At 69.3% G+C, this 12,690-nt stretch carries 11 protein-coding genes; 5 read left to right on the forward strand and 6 right to left on the reverse strand.

The window, feature by feature from the left end:
* Positions 1–68 precede the first annotated feature (68 nt).
* Positions 69–701 (forward strand): DUF1134 domain-containing protein, encoded by a 633-nt coding sequence (locus ACFOWB_RS21085; protein ID WP_261402297.1) that lies wholly within the window; start codon positions 69–71, stop codon positions 699–701.
* A gap of 203 nt (positions 702–904) precedes the next feature.
* Entirely contained in the window at positions 905–1,735 is an 831-nt protein-coding gene (locus ACFOWB_RS21090; RefSeq protein WP_378149157.1) for a hypothetical protein, read from the forward strand.
* A 38-nt stretch (positions 1,736–1,773) separates the two neighbouring features.
* Here ACFOWB_RS21090 and serA read toward each other — a convergent pair whose 3' ends face one another.
* The 6 genes from serA to ftsH all read right to left on the reverse strand — a co-directional run bounded on the left by serA (position 1,774) and on the right by ftsH (position 10,131).
* On the reverse strand, positions 1,774–3,360 hold the full coding sequence (gene serA / locus ACFOWB_RS21095; RefSeq protein WP_378149159.1) for a phosphoglycerate dehydrogenase: 1,587 nt from the start codon (positions 3,358–3,360) through the stop codon (positions 1,774–1,776).
* Positions 3,361–3,448: 88 nt separating this feature from the next.
* On the reverse strand, positions 3,449–4,195 hold the full coding sequence (locus ACFOWB_RS21100; RefSeq protein WP_378149161.1) for an enhanced serine sensitivity protein SseB C-terminal domain-containing protein: 747 nt from the start codon (positions 4,193–4,195) through the stop codon (positions 3,449–3,451).
* 85 nt (positions 4,196–4,280) lie between these two features.
* Positions 4,281–5,456 (reverse strand): phosphoserine transaminase, encoded by a 1,176-nt coding sequence (locus tag ACFOWB_RS21105; protein ID WP_261402294.1) that lies wholly within the window; start codon positions 5,454–5,456, stop codon positions 4,281–4,283.
* Positions 5,457–5,628: 172 nt separating this feature from the next.
* Complete coding sequence (locus ACFOWB_RS21110; protein ID WP_378149164.1) at positions 5,629–6,408, reverse strand: outer membrane protein; 780 nt, start codon at positions 6,406–6,408, stop codon at positions 5,629–5,631.
* A 223-nt stretch (positions 6,409–6,631) separates the two neighbouring features.
* Entirely contained in the window at positions 6,632–7,978 is a 1,347-nt protein-coding gene (gene glmM / locus ACFOWB_RS21115; RefSeq protein WP_378149166.1) for a phosphoglucosamine mutase, read from the reverse strand.
* A gap of 239 nt (positions 7,979–8,217) precedes the next feature.
* On the reverse strand, positions 8,218–10,131 hold the full coding sequence (ftsH, locus tag ACFOWB_RS21120) for an ATP-dependent zinc metalloprotease FtsH (RefSeq protein WP_378149169.1): 1,914 nt from the start codon (positions 10,129–10,131) through the stop codon (positions 8,218–8,220).
* 234 nt (positions 10,132–10,365) lie between these two features.
* Here ftsH and ACFOWB_RS21125 point away from each other — a divergent pair, with 234 nt between their 5' ends.
* The 3 genes from ACFOWB_RS21125 to ACFOWB_RS21135 all read left to right on the forward strand — a co-directional run bounded on the left by ACFOWB_RS21125 (position 10,366) and on the right by ACFOWB_RS21135 (position 12,563).
* A complete protein-coding gene (locus ACFOWB_RS21125) occupies positions 10,366–10,689 on the forward strand; it encodes a DUF1476 domain-containing protein (protein WP_261402292.1) in 324 nt (107 codons plus the stop codon).
* Entirely contained in the window at positions 10,686–11,507 is an 822-nt protein-coding gene (locus ACFOWB_RS21130; protein WP_261402291.1) for an HpcH/HpaI aldolase family protein, read from the forward strand. The genes ACFOWB_RS21125 and ACFOWB_RS21130 overlap by 4 nt, the downstream gene beginning before the upstream one ends.
* Before the next feature lie 180 nt (positions 11,508–11,687).
* Entirely contained in the window at positions 11,688–12,563 is an 876-nt protein-coding gene (locus tag ACFOWB_RS21135; protein ID WP_261402290.1) for an SH3 domain-containing protein, read from the forward strand.
* Positions 12,564–12,690: the final 127 nt, after the last annotated feature.

A 12,690-nucleotide genomic window follows, 5' to 3' on the forward strand; every position in this document is an offset into this window, starting at 1 on the left:
ATTGTTTCGAATCGGCGCGAACCCCGCTCCCCCTTGGGATTCGCGCGTCTGACCGAAAGGACGACGCGATGAAGTGGAACGCCCTCGTCGCGGGCCTCGCGTTCGGAGCCGCCATGCTGACGGCCGCCGCCGACGCCCATGCGCAATATTCCGGCCCCCGGGCCGCCAACGCGAACTACGCCGAAGACGGCGGCTACGGTTCGCCCCGCCAGACCTATTCGGCCGGCGACATCGTCGACCGCGGACACAAGTTCTTCGGCTCGACCACCCGCGGCCTCGGCGGGATCGTCGAGAAGGCCGTCTCCACCTGGGGCGAGCCCGACGCCTACATCCTCGGCGAGGAAGGCTCCGGCGCCTTCGTGGGCGGCCTGCGCTATGGCGAGGGCAAGCTCTTCACGCAAGGCGGCGGCGACCAGGGCGACCGCCACGTCTACTGGCAGGGCCCCTCGCTCGGCTTCGACTTCGGCGGCGACGGCGCGCGGACCATGATCCTGGTCTACAACCTGACCTCGCCCGACATGCTGTACTCGCGCTTCGCCGGCATCAACGGCTCGGCCTATCTGGTCGGCGGCTTCGGCATGACGGCGCTCAAGGACTACAACGTCGTGCTGGTGCCGATCCGCACCGGCCTCGGCGCGCGGCTCGGCGTCAATGTCGGTTACCTCAAGTTCACGCCGCAATCGACCTGGAACCCGTTCTAAGCTCCGAACGCGTTCCGACCACACGGTCCGAGAAGGGCCGCGCAAGGGTCGCGCGGTCCTTAGAGTTTTCTGGTTTCCGGGCACGTTTCCTTGGCGTCGCGGAGCGGCTGTGCCATGGTGCCGGTCGAAACCGGGGCCGCGGGCGGCGCGCCTTTCGCGGTCCCCACGTCGGGCGCGGGTCAAGACGCGCCAAGCGAGCCTGAATGGTCGAGCCGATCCTCTACGCTTCCTTCGGCGCGCTCCTCGCCACGCTTCTCGGGCTTCTGTTCCTGCCCTTCTTCTGGGGCCGGGCCGTGCGCCTGACGACCCGCCGCCTGCTTCACCGCCTCCCCGTATCCGCCGACGAGATCGTCGCCGCGCAGGACCGCCTGCGCGCAGAATTTGCGATGACGATGCGCGAGACCGAGCGAAAGGCCGAGCGCGCGACCGCCGAGGCGACCCGCGACCGGGTCGAGAGCGCCCGCGCCCGCGCCACGGAGCTCGGCCACCTCGCCGACATCTCGGAGCTTCGGAGCCAGGTCGCCGCGCTTGAAAGCGAAGGCGCGAAGGCGCGCGACGAGCGCGACCGCCAGGGCGCGGACGCGGCGTCCGCCCATTCCGCGCTGGAGGAGGCGCGCGCGGCCGCGCTCCAGGCCGCCAAGGATCTGCAGGCCGCCCGTCAGGACGCTTCCGCCTCGCGGGCCGCGACGGAGCAGGCGCGCATCGAGGCCGCCGAGCGCGAAGCCGAGATCGCGGCGCTGCGCGCCAAACTCGTGATGCTGGGCGCCGACAGGCGCGCGCCCTCCGCGTCAGCCTCGCCGCGCATGCCCCATGTCGACCAGACGCTGGAGAGCGCGGAGACGGCCGACCGGCCGGACGCCGAGGCGCTCGCGGCTCTCCGCCGACGCCTCGACGAGGTCGCGGACCAGATCGCAGCCGCGACCAAGGCGCCGGCCGAACCTGCTCCGCAGTCCGAGCCCACCGTCCCTCCGACCAAGCCGGAGCAGCGCCGCTTCGTGCCCCAGCTCGCCGCCGGGCAGACTGTGGGCGGCTAGAGGCCCGTCCTCCCGATCGAGGTCAGGCCCCAAGCCCCTCAGAACCGCAGCGCGCGGGCCTGCGTCACGTGCTCGAGCGCCTCGACCTTGGCCACCACCTCGGCCGGAATGTCGCCGTCGATCTGGACGAGCGCGATCGCCTCGCCGCCCTGCGCCGCGCGGCCGAGATTGAAGGTCGCGATGTTGACGCCCGCCGCGCCGAGCGTCTGGCCGAGCGCGCCGACGTAACCGGGCTTGTCGTCGTTGGTGACGTAGAGCATGGAGGGCGCGAAAGCGGCTTCGATCTCGATGCCCTTGATGTCGATGATGCGCGGCTTGCCGTCCGCGAACACCGTGCCGGCGACGTGCCGGGTGAAGCTGTCGGTCTCGACGGTCAGGCGAATGACGCTCTCATAGGTCTCGGCCTCCTCGCGCCGCACCTCCTCGATCGCGACGCCGCGCTCGCGCGCGATGACCGGGGCCGACACCATGTTGACGTCGGCGAGCAGCGGACGGAGCAGGCCGGTGATGGCGGCCGAGGTCAGCGCCTTGGCGTTCATCGAGGCGACCTCGCCCTCATATTCGATGCGCACCGACTTCAGCCCCGCGTCGGTCAGCTGGCCCGCAAAGGAGCCGAGCCGCTCGGCCAGCGCCACGAAGGGCTTGAGGCGCGGCGCTTCTTCGGCCGTGATCGACGGCGCGTTGATCGCGTTCGAAACCGCGCCGCGGATGAGATATTCGGACATCTGCTCGGCGACCTGCAGGGCGACGTTCTCCTGCGCCTCGGAGGTCGCGGCGCCGAGATGGGGGGTGCAGACCACCGCCGGGTGGCCGAACAGCGGATTGGCCTCGGCCGGCTCCTCGGTGAAGACGTCGAAGCCCGCGCCCGCGACATGGCCCGAGTCGAGCGCGGCGCGCAGCGCGACCTCGTCCACGAGGCCGCCGCGCGCGCAGTTCACGATGCGCACGCCCTTCTTCATCTTCGCGATCGCGGCCGCGTCCACGATGTTGCGGGTCTTGTCCGTCATCGGCACGTGCAGCGAGATGAAGTCGGCGCGCGCGAACAGCTCGTCGAGCTCGACCTTCTCGACGCCGAGCTCGATCGCGCGCTCGGCGGAGAGGAACGGATCATAGGCCGCGACGTGCATCTTGAGGCCGATGGCCCGGTCGGCCACGATCGAGCCGATGTTGCCGCAGCCGATGAGGCCGAGCGTCTTGGCCGTGATCTCGACGCCCATGAAGCGGTTCTTCTCCCACTTGCCGGCCTGCGTGGAGGCGTCGGCCGCGGGGATCTCGCGCGCCACCGCGAACATCAGCGCGATGGCGTGCTCGGCGGTGGTGATGGAGTTGCCAAAGGGCGTGTTCATCACGATCACGCCGCGGGCGGTGGCGGCCGGAACGTCGACATTGTCGACGCCGATGCCGGCGCGGCCGATGACCTTGAGACGCGTGGCGCGCTCGAGGATCTTCGGCGTCACCTTGGTGGCGGAGCGGATCGCGAGCCCGTCATAGTCGCCGATGGCGGTCGCGAGCGCCTCCTTGTCCTTGCCGAGGTCCGGCCGGAAGTCGACCTCCACGCCGCGGCGCTTGAAGATGTCGACGGCGGCGGTCGAAAGCTTGTCGGAGACGAGAACGCGGGGCGCCATGGCTGGGCTCTTTCATGAACTGAGCTGGGGGAACCCGCGCCATGCCGGGCGCCCGGGCCTTGGGCGGCCCGGCGCATGACGCGGAAGATCAGGGCCGCCGATAGATCGGCTGGTTGTCTTTCTCGAAGTACCCGTCGAGCGGGGAGCCCGGCACGGGCACGAAGTCGATGACGTCCGAGGGCTTGGCGACCTCGTCCAGGACTTCGCCGACATGGTCGAGCACCACGTCGAGATCGCCGTCGCAGTCGATGCCGATGACGAGGCGCTTCAGGCCGTCGGCGTCGGGAAACAGCGACTGGGCGAGATAGGCGGCGCGCACCTCGCGCAGCCCGGAAAACAGCTTCGTCAGCGGCTTGACCAGATGGGTCGGCACGGGCGAAGGCCGGCCGACGACCTGCGGCAGCGCCTCCTCCTCGTCGAAACCGCCGTCGGCCGCGAAATCGTCGCTCTCGGCGGCCTTTTCGAAGTCGCCCGCGAGCATCGCGGCGACGTCCTCCTCCATGATCTCGCGACCGTAGTCGGAGCCGGGATTGAGCACGAAGTTCGCGCCGTCGATCTGCTCGAGGATCTGCCGGAAGGTCTGGCGGACCTTCATCATCTTCTCGAAGCCGAACATCGCCTCGACGCGGCTGTCGGCGGTGAAGATCGGCACGAAGGCGACGTCGTCGGACATCACCTCCGGCACCTCGTAGCCGCCGCCCTTCTTGTCGCGGGACTCGACGAGGGCGAGCGTCAGCTCGGCGTCGATCAGCTTCTCGAAGAAGGGCGCGCGCGCCGACGCGTCTTCCGCGGCGCTGACGAGGGCGCGTTCGATGTCGTTCTCGGGCTTGAACATGGGTTCGTCCGGGGTCTGATGGGCGTGTCGATGCGACTGGAGGCGGGACATGCGCCCCGCCGCCAGGTTTTCAACGCGTCGCGCCTCAGGCCGCCTGCGCCAGTCCCTGCCGGGCCTCGGCGTAGGCCCAGTCGAGCCATTCGGTGAGCGCGAGGATGTCGGAGGTCTCGACTGTCGCGCCGCACCAGATGCGAAGGCCGGCCGGCGCGTCGCGATAGGAGCCGAAGTCGTAGGCGACGCCGAGGCCCTCGAGGCGATCGACGATGCCCTTGGCGAAGGCCGCCTGCTCCTTGGCCGGGAGAGCGACGATCGCCGGATCCACGACCTTGAGGCAGACGCCCGTGTTGGTGTGGGTCTTCGGATCCTCGGCCAGGAAATCGAGCCAGTCGGTGCGGCGCACATAGTCGCCGAGCGCGGTGGCGTTGCGGGTGGCGCGGGCGATGAGGCCTTTCAGGCCGCCGACCGACTTGCCCCACTTCAGCGCGTCGAGATAGTCCTCGACCGCGAGCATCGAGGGCGTGTTGATGGTCTCGCCCTGGAACAGACCCTCGTCGATCTTGCCGCCCTTGGTCATGCGGAAGAGCTTCGGGATCGGCCAGGTCGGCACGTAACTCTCGAGCCGCTCGACGGCGCGCGGGCCCATGATGAGGATGCCGTGCGCGGCCTCGCCGCCCATGATCTTCTGCCAGGAGAAGGTCACGACATCGAGCTTGTCGTAGTCGAGCTCCATCGCGAAGGCGGCCGAGGTCGCGTCGCAGATGGTCAGGCCAGCGCGGTCGGCCGGGATCCAGTTCGCGTCGGGGACGCGCACGCCCGCGGTGGTGCCGTTCCAGGTGAACACGACGTCGTTCTCGAAGTCGACGGCCGACAGGTCGGGCAGCTTGCCGAAGTCGGCGACGGTCGCCTTGGTGCCCGGCACCTTGAGCTGCTTGACGGCGTCGGTGACCCACACCGCGCCGAAGCTTTCCCAAGCCAGCACCTCGACGCCGCGCGGGCCGAGCAGCGACCACATCGCCATCTCGACGGCGCCGGTGTCCGAGCCCGGCACGATCGCGATGCGATGGCTGGCCGGCACCTCGAGCACCTCGCGGGTGAGGTCGATGGCTTCCTGGAGCTTGGATTTGCCGAGCTTGGACCGGTGGGAGCGACCGAGGGACGCGTCCTTGAGGGCTTCGAGCGACCAGCCGGGGCGCTTCGAGCAGGGTCCGGAAGAGAAATTGGGGTTTGCCGGCCGCACGGCCGGGCGAGCAGTCGTCGTCATGTCCATCCATCCTTTCAGATGGTCGCCCCTCGGTGGGGAGGGGTGGCCCGTCGACGCGGATACTTCCCCGACGCCCGCTTCGTCAAGCGCGAACTTGGGCAAGGCCCCAAAAAGCAAAACGGCGGACCACGAAAGCCCGCCGTTCTCTTGAACTCGCATGTAACGCGGAAGATCAGTCGAGCATGTAGCGGAAGCCGACGCGGACTTCGTGCGCCTGCACGTCGTCGATCCGCACCTTGCCGCCGTTCTTTCCGGGAACCGTCTTGGTCCGGGCCTCGCCGAGGTCGACGAAGCGGTAGTTGGCGTCGAACAGCAGGTTGTCGGTGATCTGGTAGGAGGCGCCGGCCTGGAGGTTCCAGGCGAAGTTCCACTGGGCGTCGCCGCCGTAGCTGTCGGGCTTGCAGCCCGGGCAATTGGCGATCGGCTTGGTGTCGTAGCCGCCCTTGACGTCGAGGCGCGCGACGCCGATGCCGCCGCCGACGTAAGGCGTGAAGCCGTGAATGGTGATCAGGTCGACATAGCCGTTCCAGAACAGGGTCCAGGCGTCGATCTTGGTGACGTCGCGGCTGCCGCACTGCACCGCGCCGCAGGCGCCGGTGTTGGAGTAGAGCGTGCCGGTGAACTTGGCCCGGGTCTCGTAGTCGACCGTGACGTCGGAGCGGAAGTGCTCGTTGAACTTGTAGCCGACGCCGCCGCCGATCACGGCCGCGTCGCCGAGCTTCTCGCCCTTGAAATTCGGGTTGCCCGGATAGTTGCGGCCGGTGAAGCGCGCGTCCGGGTTGTTGTAGTTCTTGTATCCGACGTCGCCGCGGATGTACCACGCCGAGGCGAACTCAACCGGAGCGGCGGGCTCGAGCAGCGGCGGCTCCGGAAGATCGGCCGCGTGACCCGCGACCGGCGCGAGCGCGACAGCGAGCGCGCCTGCGAGCGCGTAGGTCGTGAGCTTGGCCATAATTGCCAGATCCTTGCTTGTGTCGCCGCCCCTCCCCCCAGGGCGAATGCGGCGCGCAGTCATGTGACGACTGGCAATCTGGCAGCTAATCCTTAAAGGACGTTTAACCTTAACTCTTAACCGTGCTCTCTCGACTTTCGGCTGATCTTCGTCAGACGCGAACACGCGCTCCCGCAAAGCGGGCGCGCGTCTCGATAAGGCTGAGAATAAGGGCTTCGGGCCGTCAGGCCGCGACCTTGGAGATGACGTCCACGACGTCGTCGACGACGTGCCGCACGAGATCGCCGTCGTCGCCTTCCGCCATCACGCGGATCACGGGCTCGGTGCCCGAGGGGCGGATGACCAGGCGCCCGTCCGCGCCGAGGCGCTCGGTGGCGCTGGCGATCGCGGCCCGCACCGTTTCGTCGTCGAGCGGCCGGCCGGCCTTGTAGCGGACGTTCTTGAGCACCTGCGGCAGCGGCTCGAAGCGGTGGCAGACCTCCGAGACCGGACGCCCGGCCTTCTGGACCACCGCGAGCAACTGAAGCGCCGCCACCAGCCCGTCGCCCGTGGTGGCGAAATCCGACAGCACGATGTGGCCCGAGGGCTCGCCGCCGAGATTGTAGCCCTGCGCGCGCATGCGCTCGACGACGTAGCGGTCGCCGACGGGCGTGCGCTCGAGGGTGAGGCCGATCGAGCTGAGATACCGCTCGAAGCCGAGATTGGCCATGACCGTCGACACCAGGCCGGGAGCGGAGAGCCGCCCGTCCTCCGCCCAGGAGGCCGCGACCACGGCCATCAGCTGGTCGCCGTCCACCACCTGGCCCTTCTCGTCCACGATGATGACGCGGTCGGCGTCGCCGTCGAGCGCGACGCCGATGTCGGCGCGGGTCTCGCGCACCTTGGCGATCAGCGCGTTCGGCGCGGTGGAGCCGCAGTCCTTGTTGATGTTGAGGCCGTTCGGCTCGACGCCGATCCGCACGACCTCGGCGCCGAGCTCCCAGAGCGCTTCCGGCGCCACCTTGTAGCCAGCGCCATTGGCGCAATCGATCACCACCCGCACGCCCTCGAGCGAGAGGTTGCGCGCGACCGTGCGCTTGGCGAATTCGATGTAGCGGGCCTGCGCGTCGTCGATGCGCTTGGCGCGGCCGATGTCGTCGGAGAGGGCGAAGCGCGGGGAGAGATCGGAGTCGATCAGGCGCTCGATCTCGAGCTCGACCTCGTCGGAAAGCTTGAAGCCGTCGGGCGCGAACAGCTTGATGCCGTTGTCGTCGTAAGGGTTGTGAGAGGCCGAGATCATCACGCCGAGATCGGCGCGCATGGAGCGGGTGATGTGGGCGACCGCCGGCGTCGGCATCGGACCGACCAGCAGCACGTCGACGCCGACCGAGGTGAAGCCCGCCTGCAGCGCGCTCTCGATCATGTAGCCCGACAGCCGCGTGTCCTTGCCGATGACGACGCGGTGGCGATGGTCGCCGCGGCGGAACGCCAGCCCCGCCGCCATGCCGACCTTCATCGCGAGATCGGGGGTGATCGGGAACCGGTTCGCGCGGCCGCGGATGCCGTCGGTGCCGAAATATTTGCGCGTCATCTGGGCCGCTCTCCACGTGGCGTCCGCCGCTTCCTGGGAAGCCGCGGAGGCGTCAGTGCGTCGATGCTAGCACGGCGAGGTTCAGAAATGGTGAGCGTGGCCGCGGCGCATCACTTTGGCGTTTCGCGCCTCCGATGAGCGCGCCGACGAGGTGGGACGATCACAGGACGTCGGCGGAGAGACAAACAAAAAAGGCCGGGCGCTGGGGCCCGGCCTTTTCTTCAGATGGCGCTCGCCGCTTACGCGCTCGGCTGCGGCTCCAGCCCGGCGTCGGGGCGCGGGCGCGGCTTGCCGGCGGTCGGCACCGCGGAGCCGCGCGGGCTCGGCGGCTCGTCGGTCGCGTCGCGCACCGGCGGATTGCCGGCGAGGATGTCCTTGATCTCCTGGCCCGTCAGCGTCTCGTATTCGAGAAGCGCCTTGGCGACCTTGTCCATCTCGTCCTTCTTCTCGGTGATGATCCGGCGCGCGGTCTCGTAGCCTTCGTCGACGAAGCGTTTGATCTCGTTGTCGATCTTCAGCATCGTCGTGCCCGAGACGTTCTGCTGGCGCGCGACCGACATGCCGAGGAACACCTCGTCCTGGTTCTCGCCATAGGCCACGGTGCCGAGCTCCTTGGAGAAGCCCCAGCGCGTCACCATCCCGCGGGCGATGTTGGTCGCCATCTGGATGTCGGACTGCGCGCCGGCCGTCACCTTGTCCTCGCCGAAGAAGATCTCTTCCGCCACGCGCCCGCCCATCGCCATTGCGAGGCGCGAGGTCAGCTGCTCGTAGCTGATCGAGATCTGGTCCTTCTCCGGCAGGTACTGGACCATGCCGAGCGCGCGGCCGCGCGGGATGATGGTCGCCTTGTGGATCGGGTCGTTGGCGGGCGTGAAGAGCGCCACCACCGCGTGTCCGGCCTCGTGATAGGCCGTCACCTTCTTCTCCTCGTCGGTCATCACCATGCGGCGCTCGGCGCCCATCATGATCTTGTCCTTGGCGCTGTCGAACTCGGCCGAGGTCACCATGCGCTTGGAGCGACGCGCCGCGAGCAGCGCCGCCTCATTGACGAGGTTCATCAGATCCGCGCCCGAAAAGCCCGGCGTGCCGCGCGCGACCGTCTTGAGGTCGACGTCCGGCGCCAGCGGCACCTTGCGGACGTGGACCTTCAGGATCTTCTCGCGGCCGACGATGTCGGGGTTGGCGACCACGACCTGGCGGTCGAAGCGGCCCGGACGCAGCAGCGCGGGGTCGAGGACGTCGGGACGGTTGGTGGCGGCGATCAGGATGATGCCCTCGTTCGCCTCGAAGCCGTCCATCTCAACGAGCAGCTGGTTCAGCGTCTGCTCGCGCTCGTCGTTGCCGCCGCCGAGGCCCGCGCCGCGATGGCGGCCGACCGCGTCGATCTCGTCGATGAAGATGATGCAGGGCGCGTTCTTCTTGGCCTGCTCGAACATGTCGCGCACGCGGCTCGCGCCGACGCCCACGAACATCTCGACGAAGTCCGAACCCGAGATCGTGAAGAACGGCACGTTGGCTTCGCCCGCCACCGCGCGAGCGATGAGGGTCTTACCCGTTCCGGGAGGGCCGACGAGCAGCACGCCGCGCGGAATCCGGCCGCCGAGCCGCTGGAACTTCTGGGGATCGCGCAGGAACTCGACGATCTCCTGGAGGTCGTCCTTGGCCTCGTCGACGCCGGCGACGTCCTCGAAGGTCACGCGGCCATGGGCCTCGGTGAGGAGCTTGGCCTTCGACTTGCCGAAGCCCATCGCCTTGCCGGCCCCGCCCTGCATCTGGCGCGACAGGAAGATCCACACGCCGATGAGCGCGATGAAGGGCAGCCACTGCAGCAGCAGCGCGACGATCCACGGCATGTTCTCGCCGGGCGGGCGGGCGGTGATGGCCACGCCCTTGTTGTAGAGGCGCTGGACGAGCGAAGGGTCGCTCGGGGAGTAGGTCTGGAACTGCGCGCCGTCGGTGTAGGAGCCGGAGATGTTCGGCCCCTCGATCGTCACCGCCCGCACCCGGCCGTTGTCGACCTCGGTGAGGAGCTGGGAGAACGAGATGTCGTTCGTCTGCGCGCGCTGTCCCGGGTTCTGGAACAGCGTGAAGAGCGCAAGCAGCAACAGAACGATGATCACCCAGAGGGCGAAGTTCCGGAAATTCGGGTTCATCCACGCGCCTTTCGCGACGTCGGCCGCCGGGGGAGAAAGGAGCGGCGCGCGTCGCTCGCGAATGTAGGCGCGCGGAGGGCCGCTGCCAAGACGAGGCCGCGTTGTCGAATGCGCGAAGAATCAACATGGTTTCGCGCCCGCGCAGCCTTGCTTCGCCACAATTGCCCGCTCTAGTCGCGTCGAGGGCGGCGGCCGCCGGGACACGCCGTCGACGGCGAGGGTTCGAGGATCTCCATGACGACGTTCGACAGTCGCGAGCAGGCGTTCGAGGCCATGTACGTGCATGACGAGGAGACGCGGTTCTACGCGCTCGCTCGACGCAACCGACTGCTCGGCCTCTGGGCCGCCGAAAAGCTCGGCAAGACCGGCGAGGCCGCGGAAGCCTACGCCAAGACCGTGGTGATGTCGGACTTCGAGGAGGAAGGCGACCACGACGTCTTCCGCAAGATCCGCAAGGATTTCGACGTCGCAGGCGTCGACCAGTCCGACCACCAGATCCGCCGCCGCATGGACGAGCTCCTCGCGGTCGCGGCCGAGCAGCTCGCCGGCGAGAAGTGACGGCCCAACGCCAGACGCCGCGCCCGGGAGCGCTGCCGGCCGCGAGCCTCGGGCCCGGCGGGCGGCACTTCACCGGCTGGATGTTCACCGCCTACCCGATGATCGTCGAGACGGTGGCGCGCGCCGGCTTCGATTCGGTGACTCTCGACGCCCAGCACGGCTTCGCGACCTTCGAGACCATCGCCGAGGGGGTAGCGGCCGCCGCGCTTGCGGGCAAGCCCGCGATGGTGCGCCTGCCGCTCGGCGGCTTCGCGCTCGGCGCCCGGGCGCTCGACGTCGGGGCCGCGGGACTGGTCGCGCCGATGATCGACACGGCGGCGGACGCCCGCGCCTTCGTGGACGCGGTCAAGTATCCGCCGGTCGGCCGGCGCAGCTGGGGCCCGGTGCGCGCCATGGGGCTCACCGGCCTCTCCCGCGACGCTTATCTTGCGACCGCCAACGACTTGACGCTCGCCCTCGCCATGATCGAGACCGAGACCGCGCTTAGAAACGTCGAGGAGATCCTCGCCGTCGACGGGCTCGACGGCCTTCTGATCGGACCGAATGATCTCAGCGTATCCCTGTCGGCCGGCGCGGCCGTCGATCCCGCTCATCCGGGCGTGGTTGCGGCGCTCGCGAAGATCTCGGCGGCGGCCAAGCGGGTCGGAAAGCCCGTGGCGATCTTCGCCAACACCTCGGCGTTCGCGTCGGACTATGTGCGCCGCGGTTTTCCGATGATCGCGCTCGGACCCGACCTCGCCTTCCTGTCGGCGGGCGCGGAACGCGCGCTGTCGGACGTGTTCGACGCGCCCGCGACCGGCGAAGGCCCGGGCGGATGACGGGCGGGCGCGACATTCGAAGATGTGATCGGCGCCATCTTCGCGCCGCGCAGGCTTCGTAAGGCGCGCTCGTGTAACGCAGCGAACAGACGGGCGACGCCGCGCGTTTGAAGCTTTGAACGACTGTCGCAGCCGCCCGACAAGCCGGCGCGACGAGACCAACAGGGAGTTACGACGCCCATGACCTTCAAGCTCAAGGCGCTGCTCGCCTCCGGCGCGCTGCTCCTGTCCTCGGGCGCGGCGCTCGCGGCGTCCGCGACAGCCTCCACCAACGTCAACGTCCGCTCGGGCCCGGGCCAAAACTATCAGGTGATCGACGTCCTGCCCGAGGGCGAGACCGTCAACCTCATCGGCTGCGACGACGCCTGGTGCGAGATCAGCATGGGGCGCGACGGCACCGGCTTCGCGCTCGCCGACCTGCTCGACTTCAACGGCCGCGCGCCGGCGATGAGCTACGGCGAAGAGCCCTTCGTTATCGAGCAGGACGACCCGGTCGTGGTTCGCGGGCTCGTCATCGGCGGCTATTGGGACAACCGGCCATACTACATCCGCGACGGCTACTATTACTGGGGCGGCCGCTGGTACGGCGCGCGTCCGGGCCTGCGCGGCTGGCGCGAGCGTTCGTGGCGGCGCTGGGAGGAGCGACGCTCCTGGGGCGGCCGCGACCGGCGCTGGGCCGATCGCCGCCCCGGCGACACCCGCAACGGCTTCACCAACCGTCCGCCCCGCGCCGACGACCGGCGCGACCGCCCGGGCCGACCGAACGACGAGGCCGGTCGCGGCGGCGGCCGTGACCGCGGCGACGGGCGCGGCGGCGGACGCGACGATCGCTGGGGCGGCGGAGAGCGCGCTGGCGACGGGCGCACGAGCCGCGCCGAACGGGTCGAGGCGCGGCCCGAGCCGCGCGACCGCGGCGACCGCATGGGCCTTGACCGGGCCGGCGGCGGCGGCCGGGGCGACGGCGCCGGCCGTGGCGGCGGCGGCGGTCGCGGAGATGGCGGCGGTCGTGGAGACGGCGGCGGCGGTGGACGCGGCGAGGGCCGCGGGCGCGACTGAGCCTGGAAAGCGCGAGATCTGGATTGCGGGATGGGCGGCCGAGAGGCCGCCCGTTTCGCTTCCGGCCCGGCGCCGACCTGCGGCGCATGTCGGGAGAATCTCATGCTTGTAAGTTGATAGATTTAAT

The organism is Chenggangzhangella methanolivorans (assembly GCF_042648545.1).
Taxonomy (GTDB): Bacteria; Pseudomonadota; Alphaproteobacteria; order Rhizobiales; family Methylopilaceae; genus Methylopila; species Methylopila methanolivorans.

Coding starts and splice junctions, on each gene's coding strand:
- ACFOWB_RS21085 (WP_261402297.1), top strand. CDS start 69: ATGAAGTGGAACGCCCTCGTCGCGGGCCTCGCGTTCGGAGCCGCCATG.
- ACFOWB_RS21090 (WP_378149157.1), top strand. CDS start 905: ATGGTCGAGCCGATCCTCTACGCTTCCTTCGGCGCGCTCCTCGCCACG.
- serA (WP_378149159.1), bottom strand. CDS start 3,360: ATGGCGCCCCGCGTTCTCGTCTCCGACAAGCTTTCGACCGCCGCCGTC.
- ACFOWB_RS21100 (WP_378149161.1), bottom strand. CDS start 4,195: ATGTTCAAGCCCGAGAACGACATCGAACGCGCCCTCGTCAGCGCCGCG.
- ACFOWB_RS21105 (WP_261402294.1), bottom strand. CDS start 5,456: ATGACGACGACTGCTCGCCCGGCCGTGCGGCCGGCAAACCCCAATTTC.
- ACFOWB_RS21110 (WP_378149164.1), bottom strand. CDS start 6,408: ATGGCCAAGCTCACGACCTACGCGCTCGCAGGCGCGCTCGCTGTCGCG.
- glmM (WP_378149166.1), bottom strand. CDS start 7,978: ATGACGCGCAAATATTTCGGCACCGACGGCATCCGCGGCCGCGCGAAC.
- ftsH (WP_378149169.1), bottom strand. CDS start 10,131: ATGAACCCGAATTTCCGGAACTTCGCCCTCTGGGTGATCATCGTTCTG.
- ACFOWB_RS21125 (WP_261402292.1), top strand. CDS start 10,366: ATGACGACGTTCGACAGTCGCGAGCAGGCGTTCGAGGCCATGTACGTG.
- ACFOWB_RS21135 (WP_261402290.1), top strand. CDS start 11,688: ATGACCTTCAAGCTCAAGGCGCTGCTCGCCTCCGGCGCGCTGCTCCTG.